22 protein-coding genes, 6 tRNA genes and 3 rRNA genes are annotated in these 24,888 nt (G+C 58.4%); 9 read left to right on the forward strand and 22 right to left on the reverse strand.

Features of this window, described 5'->3' with window-relative positions; genetic code table 11:
- Positions 1-4: 4 nt before the first annotated feature.
- The 15 genes from secE to tyrS form a co-directional block, all read right to left on the reverse strand.
- Positions 5-373 (reverse strand): preprotein translocase subunit SecE, encoded by a 369-nt coding sequence (gene secE / locus OGV19_RS21400; protein WP_099452743.1) that lies wholly within the window; start codon positions 371-373, stop codon positions 5-7.
- 44 nt (positions 374-417) lie between these two features.
- Positions 418-493 (reverse strand) — tRNA-Trp (locus OGV19_RS21405).
- A gap of 54 nt (positions 494-547) precedes the next feature.
- The gene (gene tuf / locus OGV19_RS21410) at positions 548-1,741 is read right to left on the reverse strand and encodes an elongation factor Tu (protein WP_264310520.1); all 1,194 of its coding nucleotides are present in this window, start codon (positions 1,739-1,741) and stop codon (positions 548-550) included.
- Positions 1,742-1,828: 87 nt separating this feature from the next.
- A tRNA-Thr gene (locus OGV19_RS21415) sits at positions 1,829-1,904 on the reverse strand.
- A 29-nt stretch (positions 1,905-1,933) separates the two neighbouring features.
- Positions 1,934-2,007 (reverse strand) — tRNA-Gly (locus tag OGV19_RS21420).
- Between the two features lie 24 nt (positions 2,008-2,031).
- Positions 2,032-2,115: transfer RNA gene (locus OGV19_RS21425), tRNA-Tyr, on the reverse strand.
- Between the two features lie 152 nt (positions 2,116-2,267).
- Complete coding sequence (locus OGV19_RS21430) at positions 2,268-2,693, reverse strand: hypothetical protein (protein WP_264310526.1); 426 nt, start codon at positions 2,691-2,693, stop codon at positions 2,268-2,270.
- A gap of 8 nt (positions 2,694-2,701) precedes the next feature.
- Complete coding sequence (locus OGV19_RS21435; RefSeq protein ID WP_264310527.1) at positions 2,702-3,451, reverse strand: pantothenate kinase; 750 nt, start codon at positions 3,449-3,451, stop codon at positions 2,702-2,704.
- Complete coding sequence (gene birA, locus OGV19_RS21440) at positions 3,441-4,400, reverse strand: bifunctional biotin--[acetyl-CoA-carboxylase] ligase/biotin operon repressor BirA (protein ID WP_264310528.1); 960 nt, start codon at positions 4,398-4,400, stop codon at positions 3,441-3,443. Before birA ends, OGV19_RS21435 begins: the two co-directional genes overlap by 11 nt.
- A gap of 155 nt (positions 4,401-4,555) precedes the next feature.
- Positions 4,556-4,671, reverse strand: a 5S ribosomal RNA gene (gene rrf / locus OGV19_RS21445).
- 135 nt (positions 4,672-4,806) lie between these two features.
- A 23S ribosomal RNA gene (locus OGV19_RS21450) occupies positions 4,807-7,699 on the reverse strand.
- A 237-nt stretch (positions 7,700-7,936) separates the two neighbouring features.
- Positions 7,937-8,012: transfer RNA gene (locus OGV19_RS21455), tRNA-Ala, on the reverse strand.
- 23 nt (positions 8,013-8,035) lie between these two features.
- Positions 8,036-8,112, reverse strand: a tRNA-Ile gene (locus OGV19_RS21460).
- A gap of 87 nt (positions 8,113-8,199) precedes the next feature.
- Positions 8,200-9,736 (reverse strand): 16S ribosomal RNA (locus tag OGV19_RS21465).
- Together the 16S, 23S and 5S rRNA genes with 2 tRNA genes alongside form the textbook arrangement of a ribosomal RNA operon.
- Before the next feature lie 573 nt (positions 9,737-10,309).
- Positions 10,310-11,509 carry a tyrosine--tRNA ligase gene (tyrS, locus tag OGV19_RS21470; protein ID WP_264310529.1) on the reverse strand — a complete coding sequence of 400 codons (1,200 nt, stop codon included), beginning with the start codon at positions 11,507-11,509 and terminating at the stop codon, positions 10,310-10,312.
- 217 nt (positions 11,510-11,726) lie between these two features.
- Between tyrS and OGV19_RS21475 the strand changes: the two genes are divergently transcribed.
- Both OGV19_RS21475 and OGV19_RS21480 read left to right on the forward strand, forming a co-directional pair.
- Positions 11,727-13,148: a peptidoglycan DD-metalloendopeptidase family protein gene (locus OGV19_RS21475; RefSeq protein WP_264310530.1), complete on the forward strand. Its 1,422-nt coding sequence runs from the start codon at positions 11,727-11,729 to the stop codon at positions 13,146-13,148.
- Positions 13,149-13,151: 3 nt separating this feature from the next.
- The gene (locus OGV19_RS21480) at positions 13,152-14,243 is read left to right on the forward strand and encodes an anhydro-N-acetylmuramic acid kinase (RefSeq protein ID WP_264310531.1); all 1,092 of its coding nucleotides are present in this window, start codon (positions 13,152-13,154) and stop codon (positions 14,241-14,243) included.
- Between the two features lie 58 nt (positions 14,244-14,301).
- Here OGV19_RS21480 and erpA read toward each other — a convergent pair whose 3' ends face one another.
- Together erpA and argC are read right to left on the reverse strand one after the other, a co-directional pair.
- Positions 14,302-14,652 carry an iron-sulfur cluster insertion protein ErpA gene (erpA, locus tag OGV19_RS21485; protein WP_099455778.1) on the reverse strand — a complete coding sequence of 117 codons (351 nt, stop codon included), beginning with the start codon at positions 14,650-14,652 and terminating at the stop codon, positions 14,302-14,304.
- Positions 14,653-14,797: 145 nt separating this feature from the next.
- Positions 14,798-15,832, reverse strand: coding sequence for an N-acetyl-gamma-glutamyl-phosphate reductase (argC, locus tag OGV19_RS21490; protein WP_264310532.1), 1,035 nt, complete (start codon positions 15,830-15,832; stop codon positions 14,798-14,800).
- A 142-nt stretch (positions 15,833-15,974) separates the two neighbouring features.
- Here argC and hemJ point away from each other — a divergent pair, with 142 nt between their 5' ends.
- The 6 genes from hemJ (at position 15,975) to OGV19_RS21520 (ending at position 20,402) form a co-directional block, all read left to right on the forward strand.
- Positions 15,975-16,400 (forward strand): protoporphyrinogen oxidase HemJ, encoded by a 426-nt coding sequence (hemJ, locus tag OGV19_RS21495; protein WP_264310533.1) that lies wholly within the window; start codon positions 15,975-15,977, stop codon positions 16,398-16,400.
- Between the two features lie 27 nt (positions 16,401-16,427).
- On the forward strand, positions 16,428-17,384 hold the full coding sequence (locus tag OGV19_RS21500; protein ID WP_264310534.1) for an NAD(P)H-dependent flavin oxidoreductase: 957 nt from the start codon (positions 16,428-16,430) through the stop codon (positions 17,382-17,384).
- Positions 17,385-17,452: 68 nt separating this feature from the next.
- Entirely contained in the window at positions 17,453-18,235 is a 783-nt protein-coding gene (locus tag OGV19_RS21505) for an SDR family NAD(P)-dependent oxidoreductase (RefSeq protein WP_264310535.1), read from the forward strand.
- 64 nt (positions 18,236-18,299) lie between these two features.
- Positions 18,300-18,638: a histidine triad nucleotide-binding protein gene (locus OGV19_RS21510; RefSeq protein ID WP_264310536.1), complete on the forward strand. Its 339-nt coding sequence runs from the start codon at positions 18,300-18,302 to the stop codon at positions 18,636-18,638.
- 65 nt (positions 18,639-18,703) lie between these two features.
- Positions 18,704-19,351, forward strand: a complete 648-nt coding sequence (coq7, locus tag OGV19_RS21515; RefSeq protein WP_264310537.1) for a 2-polyprenyl-3-methyl-6-methoxy-1,4-benzoquinone monooxygenase — start codon at positions 18,704-18,706, stop codon at positions 19,349-19,351.
- Between the two features lie 10 nt (positions 19,352-19,361).
- Complete coding sequence (locus tag OGV19_RS21520; RefSeq protein WP_264310538.1) at positions 19,362-20,402, forward strand: DUF2157 domain-containing protein; 1,041 nt, start codon at positions 19,362-19,364, stop codon at positions 20,400-20,402.
- 40 nt (positions 20,403-20,442) lie between these two features.
- Here OGV19_RS21520 and OGV19_RS21525 read toward each other — a convergent pair whose 3' ends face one another.
- On the reverse strand, positions 20,443-20,865 hold the full coding sequence (locus OGV19_RS21525; RefSeq protein ID WP_264310539.1) for an OsmC family protein: 423 nt from the start codon (positions 20,863-20,865) through the stop codon (positions 20,443-20,445).
- A 191-nt stretch (positions 20,866-21,056) separates the two neighbouring features.
- On the opposite strand from OGV19_RS21525, the gene crp reads away from it, so the two are divergent.
- Entirely contained in the window at positions 21,057-21,701 is a 645-nt protein-coding gene (crp, locus tag OGV19_RS21530) for a cAMP-activated global transcriptional regulator CRP (protein ID WP_264310540.1), read from the forward strand.
- Here crp and OGV19_RS21535 read toward each other — a convergent pair.
- Genes OGV19_RS21535 through OGV19_RS21550 form a run of 4 tightly spaced genes read right to left on the reverse strand, consistent with a single transcriptional unit; the run spans position 21,698 to position 24,886 of the window.
- Entirely contained in the window at positions 21,698-22,402 is a 705-nt protein-coding gene (locus tag OGV19_RS21535; RefSeq protein ID WP_264310541.1) for a lipoate--protein ligase family protein, read from the reverse strand. The two genes, crp and OGV19_RS21535, sit on opposite strands and share 4 nt — an antisense overlap.
- A 19-nt stretch (positions 22,403-22,421) precedes the next feature.
- Positions 22,422-23,237, reverse strand: coding sequence for an indole-3-glycerol phosphate synthase TrpC (trpC, locus tag OGV19_RS21540; protein WP_264310542.1), 816 nt, complete (start codon positions 23,235-23,237; stop codon positions 22,422-22,424).
- Positions 23,234-24,283, reverse strand: coding sequence for an anthranilate phosphoribosyltransferase (gene trpD / locus OGV19_RS21545; protein WP_264310543.1), 1,050 nt, complete (start codon positions 24,281-24,283; stop codon positions 23,234-23,236). Before trpD ends, trpC begins: the two co-directional genes overlap by 4 nt.
- Positions 24,284-24,292: 9 nt before the next feature.
- A complete protein-coding gene (locus OGV19_RS21550; protein WP_027594404.1) occupies positions 24,293-24,886 on the reverse strand; it encodes an aminodeoxychorismate/anthranilate synthase component II in 594 nt (197 codons plus the stop codon).
- Positions 24,887-24,888 lie beyond the last annotated feature (2 nt).

The following is a 24,888-nucleotide window of genomic DNA, read 5'->3' on the forward strand; positions in this document are numbered from 1 at the left end:
ACCCTTAGCCAACAATCAAGGAGACCGCCCAGCCGAGCAGGGAATCAAGACCCCACAACAGCAGCGCCATAACCAGAACAACAGCCACGACAATCAGCGTGGTCTGAGTGGTTTCTTGGCGGGTCGGCCACACGACTTTACGGATCTCGGTACGAGCTTCCTTCGCCAGCGTAAAGAACGACTTACCCTTCGCAGTCTGCAAGGCAACAAAGCCAGCAGCCGCAGCCAGGGCGAGCAGTGCAAGTACGCGATACAGGATTGGGGAGGCGGAGTAATACTGATTACCCACGACGCCAACAACCACCAAAGCAACTACAGCCAGCCACTTGAATAGATCAAAACGCGATTCTTGGGCTTCAGTTTTGGGAGTCATCGGGGAGGATCCTGTGAGAAGAAAGCCAATCACACCGAGGTGAATGGCAGGTCAGGAGGGAATCGAACCCCCAACCTACGGTTTTGGAGACCGTCGCTCTGCCAATTGAGCTACTGACCTGTAACGCTGTATCAGGCCGGCCATTATACCGGCCTGATCAAGTAAATCAACTACTTATTCAATAATTTTTGCTACGACGCCGGCGCCGACGGTACGACCGCCTTCACGGATAGCGAAGCGCAGACCGTCTTCCATTGCGATGGTCTTGATCAGGGTGACTTCCATCTGGATGTTGTCACCTGGCATTACCATCTCAACGCCTTCCGGCAGCTGGCAGTTACCGGTCACGTCAGTGGTACGGAAGTAGAACTGAGGACGGTAGCCTTTGAAGAACGGAGTGTGACGACCGCCTTCTTCTTTCGACAGAACGTAGACTTCTGCGGTGAACTTGGTGTGCGGCTTGACCGAACCTGGCTTGACCAGAACCTGGCCACGCTCAACGTCGTCACGCTTGGTACCACGCAGCAGGACGCCGCAGTTCTCGCCAGCACGACCTTCGTCCAGCAGCTTGCGGAACATCTCAACGCCGGTGCAGGTGGTGGTGGTGGTGTCACGCAGACCAACGATTTCCAGCGGATCCTGAACGCGGACGATGCCACGCTCGATACGACCGGTAACAACAGTACCACGACCCGAGATCGAGAATACGTCTTCGATTGGCATCAGGAACGGCTTGTCGATAGCACGCTCTGGCTCTGGGATGTAGCTGTCCAGAGTTTCAACCAGACGCTTGACAGCGGTGGTGCCCATTTCGTTGTCGTCTTTGCCTTCCAGCGCCATACGAGCCGAACCGATGATGATCGGGGTGTCGTCGCCTGGGAAGTCGTAGGTGGACAGCAGGTCGCGAACTTCCATCTCGACCAGTTCCAGCAGCTCAGCGTCGTCTACCAGGTCAGCCTTGTTCAGGAAGACCACGATGTACGGAACGCCAACCTGACGGGACAGCAGGATGTGCTCACGGGTTTGTGGCATCGGACCATCGGCGGCCGAGCAAACCAGGATCGCGCCGTCCATCTGGGCAGCACCGGTGATCATGTTCTTCACGTAGTCAGCGTGACCTGGGCAGTCGACGTGAGCGTAGTGACGGATCTTCGAGTTGTACTCGACGTGTGCGGTGTTGATGGTGATACCGCGCGCTTTTTCTTCCGGAGCCGAGTCGATCTTGTCGAAATCAACGACTGCCGAACCGAAAACTTCGGAGCAGACGCGAGTCAGAGCTGCGGTCAGAGTGGTTTTACCATGGTCAACGTGGCCGATAGTGCCAACGTTCACGTGTGGTAGGGAACGATCAAACTTTTCCTTAGCCATCGATACAGTCCTCCGCAGAAGAAATAGTCTTACGCTGATAAAGCTGATAAAACAAAGGCAGATATTTTCATATCTGCCTTGTTTATATGGAGCTCTTGAGCGGACTTGAACCGCTGACCTCACCCTTACCAAGGGTGTGCTCTACCAACTGAGCTACAAGAGCGAAACACATTGCGCAAAACCCAGCAAACTTGGAGCGGGTAGCGGGAATCGAACCCGCATCATCAGCTTGGAAGGCTGAGGTTCTACCACTAAACTATACCCGCGGAGCTTGCGGCTCTCGCTAAAACTGGTGGAGGGAGAAGGATTCGAACCTTCGAAGCTCTCGCAACGGATTTACAGTCCGTCCCCTTTGACCGCTCGGGAATCCCTCCAGATGTGGCCGGCATTCTATTTGTCTGCCGTCCTAGTGTCAAGCTTTTTTTCAAATTTTTTCAATCAAATCTGAAACTTAGCAGCGTTGACACCGCTTCCAGCTCTACCACCTAAGTGGTGTTCCCTGTGAAGCGGGCGCCATTCTATCAAGCTATTCGCCAGTTGCAATACCCTGGCAGAAAATAATTTTATGTTTTAAGTCTTTGAAATCGCTGGAAAGAGTGGCGAGCACCTCTGGGTCCAGCAAACGCTCGCTCTCCGGGGAAATCTTGAGCCAGAGACCCTCTGCACCCGGCAACTGGCCCAACACCGGCAGAGCATCGATATCCAAGCTCAGCAAGCGCTGGCGGAGTGCGTCGAGTTGCTCTCTACCCGCCAAACCACCTACGACCAGGCATTCATCACGACGACGGGCCGGCGCAGACACGCCCGTTTCACGCAACAGGCGGATCTCTTGTTGATTACCTTTGTACAGCGACAGCGGGGCGACATCCTTGACCTTGAGCGGGGCTTCCTGTTGATGCCAGACGTAATAGAAGACGTTCAGCACCAGCAACAGCAGAAACAACCAACGCATAAAGCACCTCAGTCCAGTGGACAGGCCATTGCCAGGCCAACGAAAACCAGGTCAGGGACTACGCGAGCCTGCGGCGCAGCTTCACGCACCAACGGCGCGTCCCCTCCGGTAAGGAACACAGTAAAGTCCTCCCCCCACAACGCACGCGCTTGTTCGAGCTGAGTACGGGCAAAACCCTGCAGCATCAACACACAACCACGCTCCACAGCCTCGACGGTCGAGCGCCCTGGCGCAAGGCTTGTCAATGCACGCGCCGCCGAAGCATCGTCATAGCGGATACGCCGCGTATGGGTGCGCAACTGGCTACGCATCAGCGGCATGCCCGGGCAGATGTAACCACCCAGGTGCTCACCATCAGCGGCAATGAAGTCAGCTTTGGCGGCGGTCCCAAGGTCAATGACCAGACACGCCCCCTTGGCCAGGTGGAATGCCCCCAGCGCTGCGAGCCAACGGTCCATCCCCAGGCGCTGATAGTCTTCATAACCATTACGCACCCCAGCCATTTGCAGGGCAGGCTCTGCGACTCGTGCCACCACGGAGAACGCCTGACCGATCAGCGCGCAAAGTGCCGCAGTTTCTTCTTCACTACGCACACTGACGATACGACAGCCCGACAAACGCAGCGACGCCAACGCACTGACCTCAGCTACCAGCGCTTGGTCCGTATCGACAATACCACCACCCACGATCGTAGCGTCGGCGGCATGAATCACCCGCCATTTTATGAAGCTGTTTCCGCAATCGAGCTCAAGAATCATCACGCAACCTCAGACTGAGCTCACCACCACTGAAGCTCTTTTCCACACCCTCGACCTCAAGGCGCAAGCCGCCCTGCCCGTCCACACCTAGCACCACCCCATCAATTCGGGTGCTGCCGGCTACCAGCGATACATTACGCCCCTGCCAAAGGTGCGCCTGCTCCCACTCCTCCTGGAACGCAGCAAAACCATAGCGGCGGTGACGTGCCAATTCATGTTGCAGCTGCTGACTGAGCATTGCCACCAACCGATTTCGATCAATTGCGGTACCGACTTCGCGCCGCATCGATGTCCACTCCTGGTCGACCTGATCATTGGTCTGCATGTTCACATTGATGCCTATACCCAGGACAACGTGGCAGACATCTGCTGGATCACCGACCAACTCAAGCAAGATGCCAGTGATCTTCTTCCCACGCACAAGCACATCATTGGGCCACTTCAGCCCCACATCCTTTACACCGAAGCCCTGCAGCGTACGCATTACCGCCAACCCCACCACCAGGCTCAACCCTTCGAGCTGGCGCATCCCACCTTCGACGCGCAGGACGAGACTGTAATAGAGGTTTTCCGCGAAGGGGCTTACCCATTGGCGACCGCGGCGGCCACGCCCAGCGCTCTGGCGCTCGGCCAGGACCAGAAAAGGAGCAGCCTGCCCCTCGCCCGCAAGCCGCAACCCTTCAGCGTTGGTCGAATCGATGGTTTCGTGGATGAAGACGGGCCACTGCTCACCCTCGGCAAACTCGGCGATCGCCTTCGTTTCGAGCAGAGCAAGAGGAGCGGCTAGCTGGTAGCCACGCCCACGAACCTTGTGAATGGTGAGGTTCAGCTCACTCTCCAGGTGCTGCAGCTGCTTCCAAACGGCGCTGCGACTCACCCCGAGGGCTGCCCCCAAGGCTTCTCCGGAATGGAATCGGCCATCCTTGAGGAGATTCAACAACTTCAGCATGCCAGTCTCGACTTGGAATAAGGCTGGCATGATAGCTATGGGTAGTGGGCTTGCATAGGAAAAGGGCCGCCCAGAAACACTACAAACAGGGAGTTTTTCAGCCCAAAAGACAAAACCCCTACCTGCTTGCGCAGATAGGGGTTTTGCGAAATGAATCTTGACGATGACCTACTCTCACATGGGGAAACCCCACACTACCATCGGCGATGCATCGTTTCACTACTGAGTTCGGGATGGGATCAGGTGGTTCCAATGCTCTATGGTCGTCAAGAAATTCTGTAGCCAGAATGTCCAGATGGACAGCCCAGCGAATTCGGATATGCGATATTTGTGGTTACGAACTTTCGGTTATTTCGTCTTCACCACCACAATTCGGCGCCTTACGCTCAAATTGCTTGGGTGTTATATGGTCAAGCCTCACGGGCAATTAGTATTGGTTAGCTCAACGCCTCACAGCGCTTACACACCCAACCTATCAACGTCGTAGTCTTCGACGGCCCTTTAGGGGATTCAAGATCCCAGTGAGATCTCATCTTGAGGCAAGTTTCCCGCTTAGATGCTTTCAGCGGTTATCTCTTCCGAACATAGCTACCCGGCAATGCCACTGGCGTGACAACCGGAACACCAGAGGTTCGTCCACTCCGGTCCTCTCGTACTAGGAGCAGCCCCTCTCAAATCTCAAACGTCCACGGCAGATAGGGACCGAACTGTCTCACGACGTTCTAAACCCAGCTCGCGTACCACTTTAAATGGCGAACAGCCATACCCTTGGGACCGGCTTCAGCCCCAGGATGTGATGAGCCGACATCGAGGTGCCAAACACCGCCGTCGATATGAACTCTTGGGCGGTATCAGCCTGTTATCCCCGGAGTACCTTTTATCCGTTGAGCGATGGCCCTTCCATACAGAACCACCGGATCACTAAGACCTACTTTCGTACCTGCTCGACGTGTTTGTCTCGCAGTCAAGCGCGCTTTTGCCTTTATACTCTACGACCGATTTCCGACCGGTCTGAGCGCACCTTCGTACTCCTCCGTTACTCTTTGGGAGGAGACCGCCCCAGTCAAACTACCCACCATACACTGTCCTCGATCCGGATAACGGACCTGAGTTAGAACCTCAAAGTTGCCAGGGTGGTATTTCAAGGATGGCTCCATGAGAACTGGCGTCCCCACTTCAAAGCCTCCCACCTATCCTACACAAGCAAATTCAAAGTCCAGTGCAAAGCTATAGTAAAGGTTCACGGGGTCTTTCCGTCTAGCCGCGGATACACTGCATCTTCACAGCGATTTCAATTTCACTGAGTCTCGGGTGGAGACAGCGCCGCCATCGTTACGCCATTCGTGCAGGTCGGAACTTACCCGACAAGGAATTTCGCTACCTTAGGACCGTTATAGTTACGGCCGCCGTTTACCGGGGCTTCGATCAAGAGCTTCGCTTGCGCTAACCCCATCAATTAACCTTCCGGCACCGGGCAGGCGTCACACCCTATACGTCCACTTTCGTGTTTGCAGAGTGCTGTGTTTTTAATAAACAGTCGCAGCGGCCTGGTATCTTCGACCGGCATGGGCTTACGGAGCAAGTCCTTAACCCTCGCCGGCGCACCTTCTCCCGAAGTTACGGTGCCATTTTGCCTAGTTCCTTCACCCGAGTTCTCTCAAGCGCCTTGGTATTCTCTACCTAACCACCTGTGTCGGTTTGGGGTACGGTTCCCAGTTATCTGAAGCTTAGGAGCTTTTCTTGGAAGCATGGCATCAACCACTTCGTCGCCTAAAGGCAACTCGTCATCAGCTCTCGGCCTTGAGATCCCGGATTTGCCTAAGATCTCAGCCTACCACCTTAAACTTGGACAACCAACGCCAAGCTGGCCTAGCCTTCTCCGTCCCTCCATCGCAATAACTGGAAGTACAGGAATATTAACCTGTTTTCCATCGACTACGCTTTTCAGCCTCGCCTTAGGGACCGACTAACCCTGCGTCGATTAACGTTGCGCAGGAAACCTTGGTCTTTCGGCGTGGGAGTTTTTCACTCCCATTGTCGTTACTCATGTCAGCATTCGCACTTCTGATACCTCCAGCAAGCTTCTCAACTCACCTTCACAGGCTTACAGAACGCTCCTCTACCGCATCATCATAAGATGATACCCGTAGCTTCGGTGCATGGTTTGAGCCCCGTTACATCTTCCGCGCAGGCCGACTCGACTAGTGAGCTATTACGCTTTCTTTAAAGGGTGGCTGCTTCTAAGCCAACCTCCTAGCTGTCTAAGCCTTCCCACATCGTTTCCCACTTAACCATGACTTTGGGACCTTAGCTGACGGTCTGGGTTGTTTCCCTTTTCACGACGGACGTTAGCACCCGCCGTGTGTCTCCCATGCTCGGCACTTGTAGGTATTCGGAGTTTGCATCGGTTTGGTAAGTCGGGATGACCCCCTAGCCGAAACAGTGCTCTACCCCCTACAGTGATACATGAGGCGCTACCTAAATAGCTTTCGAGGAGAACCAGCTATCTCCGAGCTTGATTAGCCTTTCACTCCGATCCACAGGTCATCCGCTAACTTTTCAACGGTAGTCGGTTCGGTCCTCCAGTCAGTGTTACCTAACCTTCAACCTGCCCATGGATAGATCGCCCGGTTTCGGGTCTATACCCAGCGACTAAACGCCCTATTAAGACTCGCTTTCGCTACGCCTCCCCTATTCGGTTAAGCTCGCCACTGAATATAAGTCGCTGACCCATTATACAAAAGGTACGCAGTCACCTAACAAAGTAGGCTCCCACTGCTTGTACGCATACGGTTTCAGGATCTATTTCACTCCCCTCTCCGGGGTTCTTTTCGCCTTTCCCTCACGGTACTAGTTCACTATCGGTCAGTCAGTAGTATTTAGCCTTGGAGGATGGTCCCCCCATATTCAGACAAAGTTTCTCGTGCTCCGTCCTACTCGATTTCATTGATAAGAGATTTTCGTGTACGGGGCTATCACCCACTATGGCCGCACTTTCCAGAGCGTTCCACTAATCTCAAACCAACTTAAGGGCTGGTCCCCGTTCGCTCGCCACTACTAAGGGAATCTCGGTTGATTTCTTTTCCTCAGGGTACTTAGATGTTTCAGTTCCCCTGGTTCGCCTCTTGCACCTATGTATTCAGTACAAGATACTCAGCTTATGCTGAGTGGGTTCCCCCATTCAGAGATCTCTGGATCACAGTCTGTTTGCCGACTCCCCAAAGCTTATCGCAGGCTACCACGTCTTTCATCGCCTCTGACTGCCAAGGCATCCACCGTATGCGCTTCTTCACTTGACCATATAACCCCAAGCAATCTGGTTATACTGTGAAGACGACATTCGCCGAAAATTCGTTTTGCTCTTTCGAGCCCACAAATTTTACCTTAGCCTGATCCACTACCAGTGAAAGTAGTGTTCAGTCTATTTCTATCACATATCCGAATTTTTAAAGAACGATCTGACAAAAGTCAGAAATCAACATTCATCACCGAATGCTCATTTCTAAGTTCTGACAAGCTACTGCATACTGCGGAAGTGGTGGAGCCAAGCGGGATCGAACCGCTGACCTCCTGCGTGCAAGGCAGGCGCTCTCCCAGCTGAGCTATGGCCCCGTAGTCTAGGCTGCACCATGTAATGGTAGGTCTGGGCAGATTTGAACTGCCGACCTCACCCTTATCAGGGGTGCGCTCTAACCAACTGAGCTACAGACCTATAACAGGGTCGCGTTACAGCATCGTCTTTATACAAGTGAATCAAGCAATTCGTGTGGGAGCTCATCAGCAGGCTGATGTCGTCGATTAAGGAGGTGATCCAGCCGCAGGTTCCCCTACGGCTACCTTGTTACGACTTCACCCCAGTCATGAATCACACCGTGGTAACCGTCCTCCCGAAGGTTAGACTAGCTACTTCTGGTGCAACCCACTCCCATGGTGTGACGGGCGGTGTGTACAAGGCCCGGGAACGTATTCACCGCGACATTCTGATTCGCGATTACTAGCGATTCCGACTTCACGCAGTCGAGTTGCAGACTGCGATCCGGACTACGATCGGTTTTGTGAGATTAGCTCCACCTCGCGGCTTGGCAACCCTCTGTACCGACCATTGTAGCACGTGTGTAGCCCAGGCCGTAAGGGCCATGATGACTTGACGTCATCCCCACCTTCCTCCGGTTTGTCACCGGCAGTCTCCTTAGAGTGCCCACCATAACGTGCTGGTAACTAAGGACAAGGGTTGCGCTCGTTACGGGACTTAACCCAACATCTCACGACACGAGCTGACGACAGCCATGCAGCACCTGTGTCAGAGTTCCCGAAGGCACCAATCTATCTCTAGAAAGTTCTCTGCATGTCAAGGCCTGGTAAGGTTCTTCGCGTTGCTTCGAATTAAACCACATGCTCCACCGCTTGTGCGGGCCCCCGTCAATTCATTTGAGTTTTAACCTTGCGGCCGTACTCCCCAGGCGGTCAACTTAATGCGTTAGCTGCGCCACTAAAATCTCAAGGATTCCAACGGCTAGTTGACATCGTTTACGGCGTGGACTACCAGGGTATCTAATCCTGTTTGCTCCCCACGCTTTCGCACCTCAGTGTCAGTATCAGTCCAGGTGGTCGCCTTCGCCACTGGTGTTCCTTCCTATATCTACGCATTTCACCGCTACACAGGAAATTCCACCACCCTCTACCGTACTCTAGCTTGCCAGTTTTGGATGCAGTTCCCAGGTTGAGCCCGGGGCTTTCACATTCAACTTAACAAACCACCTACGCGCGCTTTACGCCCAGTAATTCCGATTAACGCTTGCACCCTCTGTATTACCGCGGCTGCTGGCACAGAGTTAGCCGGTGCTTATTCTGTCGGTAACGTCAAAACAGCAAGGTATTCGCTTACTGCCCTTCCTCCCAACTTAAAGTGCTTTACAATCCGAAGACCTTCTTCACACACGCGGCATGGCTGGATCAGGCTTTCGCCCATTGTCCAATATTCCCCACTGCTGCCTCCCGTAGGAGTCTGGACCGTGTCTCAGTTCCAGTGTGACTGATCATCCTCTCAGACCAGTTACGGATCGTCGCCTTGGTGAGCCATTACCCCACCAACTAGCTAATCCGACCTAGGCTCATCTGATAGCGCAAGGCCCGAAGGTCCCCTGCTTTCTCCCGTAGGACGTATGCGGTATTAGCGTTCCTTTCGAAACGTTGTCCCCCACTACCAGGCAGATTCCTAGGCATTACTCACCCGTCCGCCGCTGAATCGAAGAGCAAGCTCTTCTCATCCGCTCGACTTGCATGTGTTAGGCCTGCCGCCAGCGTTCAATCTGAGCCATGATCAAACTCTTCAGTTCAATACTGCTTGGGTTTTTAAGAAACCCTAAACTTGGCTCAGCAATCTCAAATGACTATGTGATTTCTCGCATGGTCACTTGTGATGCTGATAATCTTTGTGACTATCAGTCCATACTCACAAGCACCCACACGAATTGCTTGATTCAATTTGTTAAAGAGCGTTTGGTTAAGAGCTTTTCGTCTCAACCGAGGCGCGCATTCTACGCTTTCCTCAGAGCCTGTCAAGCGTTTATTTTGAAGTTTTTCGCGAGAATCTCGTTTAGCTTCAAACACTTAACTCGCTGCGATCTCTCGTAGCGGGAGGCGAATTCTACAGCGTTTAGAAGCGCTGTCAACCACCATTTCAACCGCTGACGATCTTTCGATCAAAGCCCTTCCATCATCACCTGAATCGATTAACTCTTTGATACTCAAGGAGTTTCTCGCTCCATCTACGCTGGAAGTGGGGCGCATTATAAGGGGATTCGAAACCCCGTCAACCTTTAATTTCAAGAAACCTTAATATCGCTGAAAACAAAGCGGGGAGGCCTTCCGACCTCCCCGCTTCTATATATAGCTACACCAGCAAGCGATCACTCAGCCTTGAGGGTGACCCGGGCAAACGCCTTCTTGCCCGCCTGGCACACATGGGTCGAGCCAAGCGCAAACATGAAGTCACGATCAACCACAGCACCGTCAACCTTGACCGCGCCACCATTGAGCAGGTCGCGCGCCATCGCCGAGTTCTTCACCAGGCCCGCACGGTTCAGCACGGCCGCAATCGGCAAGTCTTCAGCTGCGCCAACTTCGATCTCAGGCAGGTCTTCCGGCAACTCGCCCTCTTTCATACGGTTACCCGCCGCACGGTGAGCGTTGGCAGCCGCCTCCTCACCATGGAAGCGCGCAACGATCTCTTCCGCCAGCTTGATCTTGATGTCACGCGGGTTCGCGCCATTGGCAACATCGGCACGGAACTGCTCGATCTCTTCCATCGAACGGAAGCTCAGCAGCTCGAAGTAACGCCACATCAGCGTGTCCGGGATCGACACCAGTTTGCTGTACATCACCCCCGGTGCTTCCTGGATACCCACATAGTTACCCAGCGACTTGGACATCTTCTTCACGCCGTCGAGCCCTTCGAGCAGCGGCATGGTTACGATGTTCTGTGCTTCCTGGCCATAAGCGCGCTGCAGCTCGCGCCCCATGAGCAGGTTGAACTTCTGGTCGGTACCGCCCAGCTCCACGTCGGCCTTCAGCGCAACGGAGTCATAACCCTGCACCAGCGGGTAAAGGAACTCGTGAATGGCGATCGGCTGATTGGTGGTGTAACGCTTGTCGAAGTCATCGCGCTCAAGCATGCGCGCCACGGTGTACTGCGACGCCAGGCGGATGAAATCGGCTGGAGTCAACGTGTCCATCCAAGTGGAGTTGAACGCGACCTCGGTCTTGGCCGGATCCAGGATCTTGAACACCTGCTGCTTATAGGTCTCGGCGTTATCCAGGACCTGCTCGCGGGTCAGTGGCGGACGCGTGGCGCTCTTGCCGCTCGGGTCACCGATCATGCCGGTGAAGTCACCGATCAGGAAGATGACCTGGTGTCCCAGCTCTTGGAACTGACGCAGCTTGTTAATAAGCACGGTGTGCCCCAGGTGCAGGTCAGGCGCGGTCGGATCGAAACCTGCCTTGATGCGCAGAGGCTGGCCGCGCTTGAGCTTCTCCACCAGTTCCGACTCGACCAATACTTCTTCCGCACCGCGCTTGATAAGCGCCAGCTGCTCTTCAACCGACTTCATAGACAGACCCGCAAGGCTCAGATTCAAGGGGAGCCAACCATACAAGATCGGCCATCAAATACAAGTTTCGCAACGGAATGTGACCTGACCGCAGGCTTGCGGCGTCTACGCGCCCTTGCGTGAAAATGGATTTGGTTATATTTTATACAGTTATTTCATCTTCATCATGTCATTCATCTTTTCCATATTCACTTTTCTTCAAAAAGTCACCTTACCTATGACCAACGAACCGCCTAAAGCGCCCCCGCTTTATCCGAAAAGCCATCTGTTGGCCGCCAGCGGCATCGCCGCCCTGCTCAGCCTGGCCCTGCTGGTGTTTCCCTCCAGCGAAGTCGAAGCCAAGAAGACCACCCTCAACCTCGAACTGGAAAGCCCGGTCGAGCAACTGAAAGAAGAATCCAAGGCCGCGCCCCTGGTGCAGGCCGACGCTGAGCAAAGCTCGCCTTTCGCTCAGATCGAAGAGGCCGATACGGCCACCCAAAAGGCTGAGCAGCAAGCGCCTGCGGTAGCACCAGTAGCCGAAGCCGCCAAACAGCCTGGCCACCGTGAAGTCACCGTAGCGCGTGGCGACACCCTTTCAACCCTGTTCGCAAAGGTCGGCCTGCCTGCCACTGCGGTGCATGAGGTGCTGGCCAGCAACAAGCAGGCCAAGCAGTTCAGCCAGCTCAAGCACGGCCAGGTGCTGCAGTTCGAGCTCGACAAGGATGGCCAGCTGACCAACCTGCACAGCAAGGTCAGCAACCTCGAAACCATTCGCCTGACCAAGAACGCCAAGGGCTACAGCTTCAACCGCGAAATCAGCAAACCCGTGGTCCGCACGGCCTACGCCCATGGTGTGATCAAGAGCTCGCTCTCGGCCTCCGCCCAACGCGCCGGCCTGTCCCACAGCATGACCATGGACATGGCACGCGTGCTGGGCTACGACATCGACTTCGCCCAGGACATCCGCCCGGGAGACGAATTCGACGTGGTGTACGAGCAGAAAGTCATGGATGGCAAGGTGGTCGGGACCGGCAACATCCTGTCCGCACGCTTCACCAACCGCGGCAAAACCTACACCGCCGTGCGCTACACCAACAAACAAGGCAATACCAACTACTACACTGCCGATGGCAACAGCCTGCGCAAAGCGTTCATCCGCACCCCAGTCGACTTCGCGCGCATCAGCTCGCGTTTCTCTGCGGGTCGCAAACACCCGATTCTGAACAAGATCCGCGCCCACAAAGGTGTCGACTATGCCGCACCACGTGGCACGCCGATCAAGGCTGCAGGTGATGGTCGCATTGAACTGGCCGGGCGTCGTGGCGGCTACGGCAATACCGTGGTCATCCAGCACGGCAACCGCTACAAGACGCTTTACGGTCACATGCAGGGCTTTGCCAAAGGCATCAAGACCGGCGGCTCGGTCAAGCAAGGCCAGATCATCGGCTACATCGGCACTACCGGCCTTTCTACCGGCCCGCACCTGCATTACGAGTTCCAGGTCAACGGCGTTCACGTAGACCCGCTGAGCCAGAAAGTGCCGATGGCCGACCCGATTGCCAAGGCCGAACGCCAACGTTTCATGCAGCAGAGCCAGCCACTGATTGCCCGTATGGATCAGGAAAAGGCCACCATGCTCGCTGCGAACAAGCGCTGAGATATGGCGCTTTATCTGGGGGTCATGTCCGGTACCAGCCTCGATGGCCTGGACATCGCCCTGATCGAACAGCGCGAGCAGCCGCAACTGCTCGCCACTCACTATATCCCCATGCCTGCCGACCTTCGCCAGGACCTGCTGAGCCTTTGCGCCAGCGGGCCTGACGAGATTGCGCGCGCTGCATTGGCCGAAAACCGCTGGGCCAGCCTGGCGGCCGAAGGCATTGGCCATTTGCTCGTAAGCCAAGGGCTACCGGCAAGCGCCATTCGCGCCATCGGCAGCCATGGCCAGACAATCCGCCACGAGCCTGCCCGCGGCTTCACCGTGCAGATCGGCAACCCGGCATTGCTTGCCGAACTCACTCAGATCAGCGTGATCGGCGACTTCCGCCGCCGCGATGTGGCCGCTGGCGGGCAAGGGGCGCCGTTGGTCCCGGCCTTTCACGAAACGTTGTTCGGCCACCTGGGCAAACGGCTCGCCGTGCTTAATGTGGGGGGGTTCAGCAACCTCAGCCTGATCGCAAGCGACACGCCGGTGCATGGTTTCGACTGTGGGCCCGGCAACGTGTTGCTGGACGCCTGGATCGAGCACACGCGCGGCCAGCATTACGATGCTAACGGCGCCTGGGCGGCGAGTGGCGTGGTGATCGAGGACCTGCTTGCGGCGATGCTGCGCGACCCGTTTTTTGCCGGCGCCGGCCCCAAAAGCACAGGCCGCGAAGTGTTCAACCTGGCGTGGCTGCACAGCCACCTGAGCAACCAGCCGCCCTATCGTGCCGAGGATGTGCAGGCAACCCTGCTGGAGCTAACCGCTCGCAGCATCATCGACTCACTGTGCAACGCTCAGCAAGGCACCGAGGCACTTCTGGTATGCGGTGGCGGGGCCCGCAATGGCACGCTGATGCGCCGGCTTGCCCAGCTGCTGCCAGGTGCCCAGGTGGACAGCACCGCAGCCCATGGCGTCGACCCGGACTGGGTAGAGGCCATGGCTTTCGCCTGGCTTGCCCATTGCTGCCTGGAAGGCATCCCCGCCAACCGCCCCAGTGTGACGGCTGCCCGCGGGTTGCGCGTGCTTGGCGCCATCTACCCCGCGTAACGCCCTGGCAGAATGCAAAACGCCGCGCAAATGCGCGGCGTTTTCGTACAGCCCGTGATCAGATCGAGAACGAAGAACCACACCCGCAGGTGGTGGCGGCGTTCGGGTTCTTGATGACGAAGCGCGAGCCTTCCAGACCTTCCTGATAGTCCACTTCGGCACCTGCCAGGTACTGGAAGCTCATCGGGTCGACCACCAGCGATACGCCTTCACGCTCGACGATGGTGTCATCCTCGGCCACATCTTCATCGAAGGTGAAACCGTACTGGAAGCCCGAGCAGCCACCGCCGGTCACGAACACTCGCAACTTCAGACGCTCATTGCCTTCTTCGTTGACCAGGGTCTTCACCTTTTGGGCTGCCCCTTGGGTGAATTCCAGACCGGTAGGGGTGAAGGTTTCGACGCTCATGCTGATTCTCCCGGCGCAGTTGCCGCCATAAAACTCGATGACGCGCATTATCCGCTTCTCCGAGAAAATCGGTCAACAATTGTGCGGCTTTAGTCGCTCCCACAAAAAGGCCCGCGCATGGCGGGCCTTTGGCTTGCTTACCCCGTTATGGGAGCAGGCCCGCGTGGGACAGGCCCATACGCTCATCCAGGCCAAACAGGATGTTGAGGTTTTGCACCGCCTGGCCCGAGGCCCCTTTGACCAGGTTGTCGATTACCGAGAGCACCACCACCAGATCACCACCTTGCGGGCGATGAACGGCAATACGGCAGACGTTGGCACCGCGCACGCTGCGGGTTTCCGGGTGGCTGCCGGCCGGCATCACATCGACGAACGGCTCATCAGCATAACGCTTTTCGAACAGCGCCTGCAGGTCGACCGACGTATCTGCCACGGTTGCGTACAGGGTGGCGTGGATACCACGGATCATTGGCGTCAGATGCGGCACGAAGGTCAGGCCGATATCCTTGCCCGCCGCCAGGCGCAAGCCCTGGCTGATTTCCGGCAAGTGACGATGGCCCTTGACTGCATAGGCCTTCATGCTCTCGCCCGCTTCGCAGAACAGCGAACCTACCGCAGCGCCACGCCCAGCACCGCTAACACCCGACTTGCAGTCGGCAATCAGGCGCGACGGGTCGGCCAGGCCGGCCTCCAGCAGTGGCAGCAAGCCCAGCTGGGTGGCCGTCGGGTAGCAGCCTGGCACTGCAATCAGGCGTGCCTGGCGGATTTTTTCGCGATTGACCTCAGGCAGACCATAGACGGCATCCTTGAGCAGCTCTGGCGCGCCATGAGGCTGGCCATACCACTTGCCCCACTCGGTGGCGTCCTGCAGCCGGAAGTCGGCCGACAGGTCGATCACCTTGGTCCCGGCCGCCAGCAGTTCGCCCGCCAGGGCGTGGGCAACGCCATGCGGCGTTGCGAAAAACACCACGTCGCACGCCGCCAGGGCCTTGCTGTCCGGCACACTGAACGCCAGGCCGTCGTAGTGGCCACGCAGGTTCGGGTACATGTCAGCTACCGCCACACCCGCCTCGGAGCGCGAAGTGATGACCGCCACTTCGGCCTGTGGATGCTGCGCCAGCAGACGCAACAGTTCGACGCCGGTGTAACCCGTGCCGCCGACGATACCGACCTTGATCATAACGCTTGCCCCTTATCAACGAGCCCACTGGAAAGCGCACGATAATAGGGGCGCAAGCCGCCTGTAACAACTCTTCGGGTGACCCTTCGGGCGCTTGACCACTACTATCTGACGACCGTGAAAACCTGAAGGAACTCCCTCCATGCTTTACCTATGGATCAAAGCGCTGCACATCGTCAGCGTGGTCTGCTGGTTCGCCGGCTTGTTCTACCTGCCCAGGCTGTTCGTCTACCACGCCCAGAGCCAGGACAGCATCAGCCAAGAACGCTTCGTGACCATGGAACGCAAGCTGTTCCGCGGCATCATGAACCCGGCAATGATCGCCACCTATGTATTCGGCGCCTGGATGCTCTACCTGACCCCGGGCTGGCTGAGCCAGGGCTGGCTGCACGCCAAACTCACCCTGGTGATTCTGCTGACCGGCTACCATCACATGTGCGGCGCGCAGCGCAAACGCTTCGCCAGCGGCGCCAATACCCGCAGCCATGTCTACTATCGCTGGTTCAACGAAGTCCCGGTGCTGTTCCTGCTGGGTATCGTAATTCTCGTGGTGGTCAAACCGTTCTGACGGTAACCCCCATTCAGGAGCCTTGCCATGTCATTGCCCGCCTCGCTCGAACAACGCCTGCGCCTGCCCGTGGTCGCAGCACCGATGTTCCTGATTTCCAACCCCAGGCTGGTGCTGGCCTGCTGCGCCAGTGGCGTAGTCGGCAGCTTCCCGGCACTAAACCAGCGCGACAGTGCGGGGTTCAAGGCCTGGCTTGAAGAAATCGAGGCGGGGTTGGCGCAACTGCAGTCACCGGCACCCTATGCGGTGAACCTGATCGTGCACCCGACCAACCCACGCTTGCAGGCTGATCTGGCGCTGTGCGTGGCGCATAAGGTGCCGATCGTCATCACCAGCCTGGGGGCGGTCAAGGAAGTGGTCGACACCGTGCACAGCTACGGCGGGCTGGTGTTCCACGATGTCACCACCCGGCGCCATGCCGAGAAGGCTGCCGAGGCGGGTGTCGACGGCCTGATTGCAGTCGCAGCGGGCGCCGGTGGCCATGCCGGCACCTGGAGCCCGTTCGCCCTGGTGGCCGAGATCCGGCAGTTCTTCGACAAGACCCTGCTGCTGGCGGGCTGCCTTAACCACGGCCATGAAATTCTCGCGGCACAACTGCTGGGCGCGGACCTGGCGTACATGGGCACCCGCTTCATCGCCACCACGCAAAGCCAGGCCCAGGATGCCTACAAGCAGATGCTGCTCGATGCTCATGCCGCCGATATCGTCCACACCCCGGCAGTCTCCGGCGTGCCGGCCAGCTTCCTGCGCCCGAGCCTGGAGCAGGCGGGCTACGACATCAACGCGCTCAACAATGGCCACGCACCGGGCAAACTCAAGCCGATCGACGACGAAGCCAAGGCCTGGAAAACCGTATGGTCGGCCGGCCAGGGAGTAGGCGGCATTCATGATCTGCCCGACGCCCGCGTACTGATCGAACGCCTGCAAAGCGAGTACCGAGAGGCCCTGGAACGCTGCCAGGGTATTCGCACCCAGGCCTTGTAGCAAAAGGCAACACCTTGCCCGGCCAAGCTGTACACTAGGCGCCCTCTTCAGCCCCCAGGAGCCTTTGCATGACCCGTTACGCCATGATCACTGGTGCTTCCAGCGGCCTGGGCCTGGCCCTGGCGGAAGCCCTGGCACGGCGCGGGCGCAACCTGATCCTGGTGGCACGCCAGCGCGAGACGCTGGAACCGGTGGCCATCGAGCTGACCCAACGCTTCGGTGTCGAGGTGTTGTTCCGCGCGTGCGACCTCAGCCAGCCGCTTCGCCTGTCGGGCTTCGTGCTTGAGCTGGAAGAAGGTGAGCGGCGTATAGACCTGCTGGTCAACTGCGCAGGCCTGCGCACCTATGGGCCGTTCCTGGCCCACGAATGGGCCGACGAACAGGACCTGCTGGAGGTCAACATCCTCGCCATGAGCCGTCTCTGCCATGCCATCGGCAACCTGATGGCCGTACAGGGTGGCGGGCAGATCCTCAATGTCGCTGGCCTGGCCGCTGTCGCACCGGGCCCCTGGATGGCGGCCTACGCGGCCAGCAAGGCCTATGTGATGAGCTTTACCCAAGCACTGCGCGAGGAGCTCAAGCGTACCGGTATCAAGGTCTCGGTGTTATGCCCTGGCCCGGTGCGCTCATCACGCCGGCGCATTCCCCGGCTCGAAGGCAGCACACGTTGCCTCAGCCCCGAGGAAGTGGCCCTGTACACCGTGCGCGCCCTGGACAAAAACCGCATGCTGATCACCCCCGGTCGGCGCAACCGTTGGCTGGCGTTCGCGCCACGCCTGCTACCCCGCTGGCTGGTGCGCAAGCTCGCCGGGGTGATCCATCGCCGCTACTGCCCGGTCGGAATGGAATAGCCACTGGGCGAGCGGCGCTCGGCTGAGTACACTCGGCCCGGACCCTCACCATGGAGCAAGTGCTGTGGACGATCTATTCCTCAAAATCATCAACCGGGAAATCCCGGCAGAGATCATCTACGAAGATGACCAGATTCTGGCCTTCAAGGATATTGCCCCAGCGGCGCCGGTACATTTTCTGGTTATCCCCAAGAAACACATCCGCACCCTCAACGACTTGACCGAGGAAGACAAGGCCCTGGCCGGCCACATTCTGTTCACTGCCCAGCGTCTGGCTGTCGAGCAAGGCTGCGAAGAAGGTTTCCGTGTAGTCATGAACTGCAATCCGAAAGGTGGCCAGACCGTCTACCACATCCATATGCACGTGCTTGGCCAGCGCCAGATGCGCTGGCCACCGGGCTGATCCAGGGCAAGCGACCCTTGCGCTATTGCGGTAAACTGTCGGGCACACTCTTGCGGAGGTGCCCGATGGCTACCGAACGTCACTACTCGCCGCTCGACCGCTTGTTGCTGCAGGCCGATACCGCCATGCGCACCTTGCTGCCCTTCAGCGGCCAACCGTCCCGCCCATCCCCGGCCATCGTCCAGCCGGATGCCGACCTGGACGACACCCAGAGCCGCCACATTGCTGGCCTGATGCGTATCAACCATACCGGCGAAGTCTGCGCCCAGGCGCTGTACCAGGGCCAGGCACTGACTGCCAAGCTGCCCCAGGTACGCAAGGCCATGGAGCACGCCGCCGAGGAAGAAATCGACCACCTGGCCTGGTGTGAACAGCGTATCCGTCAGCTGAACAGCCACCCGAGCGTACTCAACCCGCTGTTCTACGGCATGTCGTTCGGCATCGGCGCACTCGCTGGCCTGGTCAGCGACAAGGTCAGCCTGGGCTTCGTTGCAGCCACCGAGCATCAGGTGTGCAAGCACCTGGACGAACACCTGGAGCAGATCCCGCACGAGGACGAAAAGTCCCGCGCCATCCTTGAGCAAATGCGCATCGATGAAGAGCAGCACGCCGAGTCTGCCCTCGAAGCGGGCGGCTATCGCTTCCCTGCCCCGGTGCGTTTCGGCATGAGCCTGCTGGCCAAGGTCATGACCAAAAGCACTTACCGCATCTGAAGGCACGCCCATGACGGAACGTTTCAGCGCCAAGGACCTGGCGCGCGCCGTGAACGCCGGTATCCTCCAACCGGGCCAGGACCAGGCCCTGTTGCAGTTTCTACGCCAGCAACCGGCAACGCGTGGCAGCTTCCAACTGGCGCACGTCGCCTTCTATTTCGGCGCCTTGCTCATCATGGGCGCCATGGGCTGGCTGCTTAACGAAGCGTGGATGCAGATCGGCGACTCGGCGCTGCTGGCCATCGCCACCTTGTACATCACCCTGCTGACCCTCTTCGCCCTCACGCTGCAACGGCGCGCCCAGCCGATTGCCGCCGGTGCACTGGCTGCGGTCGCAGTCAGCATCGTGCCGCTGGCAGTGTTCGCCATCGAGCGCCTGGTTGGCTGGTGGCCATTGGATGACAGGCAAAGCGCCTATCACCAGTACTACACCTATGTGCAGGGCGGCTGGCTGTTGATGGAGGCGGCAACGGTTGTCGCTGGGCTGCTGATGCTAAGGCTGATCCCCTTCCCGTTCATCGTGATGCCAATTGCCGTGGCACTGTGGTTCATGTCGATGGACCTCAGCGAATGGTTCTACGGCTCGCCGTTCAGCTGGGAGCAACGACGCGAGGTGTCACTTTGGTTCGGTCTGGGCATGCTGCTGGTATTTCTGCTGGTGGACGGCCGCACCCGTGAGGACTATGCCCATTGGGGCTATCTGGCTGGGCTCGCTGCGTTCTGGGGTGGGCTGACGCTGGTGGACAGCGGCAGCGAGCTGGGCAAAGCCCTCTACTGCCTGATCAATATCGGCTTTATGGGCATGGCCGTGCTGTTGCGCAGGCCGGTGTTCATGGTGTTCGGGGCATTGGGTGTGGCGGCGTACCTGGGGTATCTGTCATACGAGGTGTTTGCCGAGTCGCTGCTGTTCCCGGTGGTACTGACCTTGATCGGGCTGGGTGTGATCTGGCTGGGTCTGGTTTACCAGAAGCGGCGGGAGCGGTTGAGCCAGGCGTTCAGACACGTAGTACCGCAATGGTTGCGGGTAGCCCTTCCGGCATTGCGCAACTGAAGAACGCCGGGGCCGCTTTGCGGCCCCAACAATCCAGAACTTAACCCAGCTCTACAATCTCGTAACCGTGGGTAATCTCGACACCCGCACGCTCGAGCATGATCGAAGCCGAGCAGTACTTCTCCGCCGACAGCTCCACCGCGCGCTTGACCTGGGCTTCTTTCAAGCCACGGCCCTTGACCACGAAGTTCATGTGAATCTTGGTGAACACCTTGGGGTCTTCGCTGGCGCGCTCAGCCTCCAGAAATGCCTCGCAGCTTTCCACTGCCTGGCGCGACTTTCTCAAGATGCTGACCACATCGAAGCTGCTGCAGCCACCCAGGCCAAGCAACAGCATTTCCATCGGGCGCACGCCCAGGTTTCGGCCACCGGCCTCAGGCGGGCCGTCCATCACGACGACATGCCCGCTCCCCGACTCACCGAGGAACATCGCGTCACCGGCCCACTGGATACGTGCCTTCATCTACCCGGACTCCTAATTTTCGGAAAAGGGTGTCAGCTTAGACCTTGTGTGGCTGTGGGAAAAGCTCGAGACGTGTCGGTTTAGTACCGAAACATCCCGTTGTGTCTGATAAGCTGGCGCCAAATGACTGGCGCTCGCCGTCAGACACTTCCTATAAGAAACCTATGCGTCGTATCGAACAGGATTTCGTGATGGTTGCCTCCGCCCTACCCGCCAAGATCAAGAACATCGACAAATTGCTGGTGCACTGCCAGCGCCGCCGCTACACCGCCAAGAGCAATATCATCTGCGCCGGCGACAAGGCCGAAACACTGTCGTTCATCATCAAGGGTTCGGTGACCATCCTCATCGAGGACGACGAGGGTCACGAAATGATCATTGCCTACCTCAACAACGGTGATTTCTTTGGCGAGCTTGGGCTTTTTGAACCCGTAGAAGGCGAACAGCAGCGCAGCGCCTGGGTCCGCGCCAAGACTGAATGTGAAGTGGCAGAGATCAGTTACGACAAGTTTCGCGAACTCTCACGGCAGGACCCAGACATTCTTTACGCCCTGGGCGGCCAGATGGCCCAGCGCCTGCGTAACACCACGCGCAAGGTGGGTGACCTGGCCTTCTTCGACGTTACTGGGCGGGTCGCGCGCTGCCTGCTTGAGCTGTGCAAACAACCTGATGCGATGACCCACCCCGACGGCATGCAGATCAAGATCACCCGTCAGGAGATTGGCCGTATCGTCGGTTGTTCGCGGGAGATGGTCGGCCGCGTCCTCAAAGACCTCGAAGAACGCAGCCTGGTGCAGGTCAAGGGCAAGACCATGGTGGTCTACGGCACCCGTTAGTCCTTGGGCAGATCTGCCAGCACTTTGGCATAAGCCTGCGAGAGGCGCTCGAACCAGGGCGCTTCGGGCGCCACTTCGTGCAGGGCGATATGCGCATCGGCGCGGCAACGCTGCTCCAGCTCGCAGCATTCGTTGAAGCGGTTGACCGCCGCGACCATCGACTCACGCTCGTTATCCAGCAGCAATGCGCCATGCACCAGCACCACTGGGCGCTTGCCACCCAGCCCCTGGCGCCAGCGCTGGGCCGTGCCGACCAGCTTGCGGCCATTGAGATTGACGTTGTAGCGGCCATCGCAGAACGCCCCATCGATCTCGCCCACCGAAGCCACCCCGCCCCACTCCCGTAGTACCTCGCACAACGGCAGGCACAAGCGTTCGTAGGCATTTTCGATACGCCCATGGTCACCTTCGCTGCGCGGTGCCACATAGACCAGTGCCACATTGACCGTGGCATGCGATTGCGGCACCGGCTCACCGCCGGTCTCGCGCAACAGCACCGGCCAGCCGGCGATCGCCAGCTCAGCACAGGCGGCTTCGAAGTTGTCCAGGCGGCTCATGCGGCGCGGCATGACCAGGGCATGGTCGGTCGGGCGCCAGAACAGTACACCGTAATCGTGCTCGCCGCGGCAAACGGCGGCCAGCAGGTCTTGTTCGGCGTGCAGGCCTTGTTCAACGGTCAGGGCCAGGGGCTGATCGGTCATTGATCCACCTTTGATGTTGTTATTGGTTCACCTGCTCCGGGAAGAACAACCGCTGCAGTTCCAGCCCAGGCTGTTCAGCGCGCATGAACGCCTCCCCCACCAGGAACGAGTAAACCTCGTTGATTGCCATCAGCTCCACATCGGCCCGGTTGAGAATACCGCTCTCGGTAATCGCCAGGCGATCGCGCGGAATGCGCGGCAGCAGGTCAAGGGTGGTTTCCAGGCTGACTTCGAAGGTGTGCAGATTGCGGTTGTTCACCCCCACCAGCGGTGTATCCAGGGTTTTCAGCGCACGCTCCAGCTCATCGCCATCATGCACCTCGACTAGCACATCCAAGCCGACGTCCTTAGCCGTGGCGGCCAGCTCGGCCATCTTCACGTCATCCAGCGCCGAGACGATCAACAGCACGCAGTCAGCACCCAGTGCCCGGGCCTCGACGATCTGGTAGGGGTCGATCATGAAGTCCTTACGGATCACCGGCAGCGACACCGCGGCGCGGGCCTGCTGCAGGTACACATCAGCGCCCTGGAAATAATCCACATCGGTCAGCACCGACAGGCAGGTCGCCCCACCCCTCTCGTAGCTGACGGCGATGTCCGACGGCACGAAGTGCTCACGGATCACACCCTTGCTCGGCGACGCCTTCTTGATCTCGGCAATGACCGCTGGCTGCTTGCGCTGGGCTTGCTCGATCAGCGCATTGGCAAAGCCACGTGGGGCATCGGCGACCTTGGCCAGGCGCTCCAGCTCGGCCAGGCTGACCTGGGCACTACGCGCGGCCACTTCCTCGACTTTGCGGGCGAGAATCTTTTCCAGCACGGTCGGTACGCTCATGCTTCGTTCTCCAGCTTGAATACGGCGGTGAAGGCGCCCAGCTCCTGCAGTTTTTCCCAGGCAAGGCCGGTGTGCAGCACGTCATGGGCAAGCTCCACGCCCTGTGCCAGGGTCATGGCATGATCGGCGGCATACAGCGCGGCGCCAGCATTGAGCACGATCATTTCGGCGGCCTTCTGGCCGTTCTCGGTCTTGCGTCGGCCCAGCGCATCACGAATCAGCTCGTACGAAGCCTGCGGGCCATCGACTGCCAGGCCATGCAGGCTCTGGCTCTTCATGCCGAGGTCTTCAGGCTCTACCCAATACTCAGTGATCTCGCCCTTTTTCAGCTCGGCAACAAAGGTCGGTGCCGCCAGGCTGAACTCGTCCAGGCCATCCTTGGAGTGCACCACCAGCACATGCTTGCTGCCCAACCGCTGCAGCACTTCGGCCAACGGGCGGCACAACGCTTGGTTGAACACGCCGACCACCTGGTGCTTCACACCGGCCGGATTCGTAAGCGGGCCCAGCATGTTGAACAGGGTGCGCAGGCCCAGGTCGCGACGCGGGCCAGCGGCGTACTTCATTGCCTTGTGATGGCTCTGGGCAAACATGAAACCGATACCCAGGCTCTCGATGCAACGGGCAACCTGCACCGGGGTCAGGCTCAAGTAGATGCCGGCAGCTTCCAGCAGGTCGGCGCTGCCGCTCTTGCCCGAAACGGCCCGGTTACCATGCTTGGCCACTGGGCAACCGGCTGCGGCCAGGACAAACGCAGAAGCGGTGGAAACGTTGAAGATGTTGGCGCCATCGCCGCCAGTGCCGACGATATCGACCACGCCATCGAGGCTCTTCAGTTCGACCTTGTCGGCCAGCTCACGCATCACCGAGACCGCACCGACGATCTCGTCAATGCTCTCGCTTTTCATGCGCATGCCCATCAGGAAGGCACCGATCTGCGTCTCGGTGCATTGGCCGGTCATGATCTGACGCATGACGTCGCTCATTTCTTCGGTGGACAGGTCCAGATGACCGACGATGCGGCTCAGCGCGCTTTTGATATCCATGTTCGATCCTTAGCGGCGGCCGCCGGTCTGCTTGAGGAAGTTGGCGAACAGCTCGTGGCCCTGCTCGGTGAGGATGGACTCGGGGTGGAATTGCACCCCTTCGATGTTCAGAGTCTTGTGGCGCAGGCCCATGATCTCGTCGACCGTACCGTCTGCATGCGCAGTCCAGGCGGTGACTTCCAGGCAATCGGGCAGGGTTTCACGCTTGACCACCAGCGAGTGGTAGCGGGTAACGGTAAGCGGGTTGTTGAGGCCGGCGAAGACCCCCAGGTCGCGGTGCAGCACCGGGCTGGTCTTGCCGTGCATGACCTGACGGGCCCGCACGACGTCGCCGCCAAACGCCTGGCCGATGGACTGGTGGCCCAGGCAGACGCCCAGGATCGGCAGTTTGCCGGCAAAATGCAGGATCGCCTCGATCGACACACCCGCCTCGCTCGGCGTGCAGGGCCCTGGGGAGACAACGATGCGCTCCGGATTGAGGGCTTCGATTTCAGCGATAGTCATTTCGTCATTGCGAATGACCTTGACCTCGGCACCTAGCTCGCCCAGGTACTGAACAACGTTGTAAGTGAATGAGTCGTAGTTGTCGATCATCAGTAACATCG

It is taken from the genome of Pseudomonas putida (assembly GCF_025905425.1).
GTDB lineage: Bacteria > Pseudomonadota > Gammaproteobacteria > Pseudomonadales > Pseudomonadaceae > Aquipseudomonas > Aquipseudomonas putida_AF.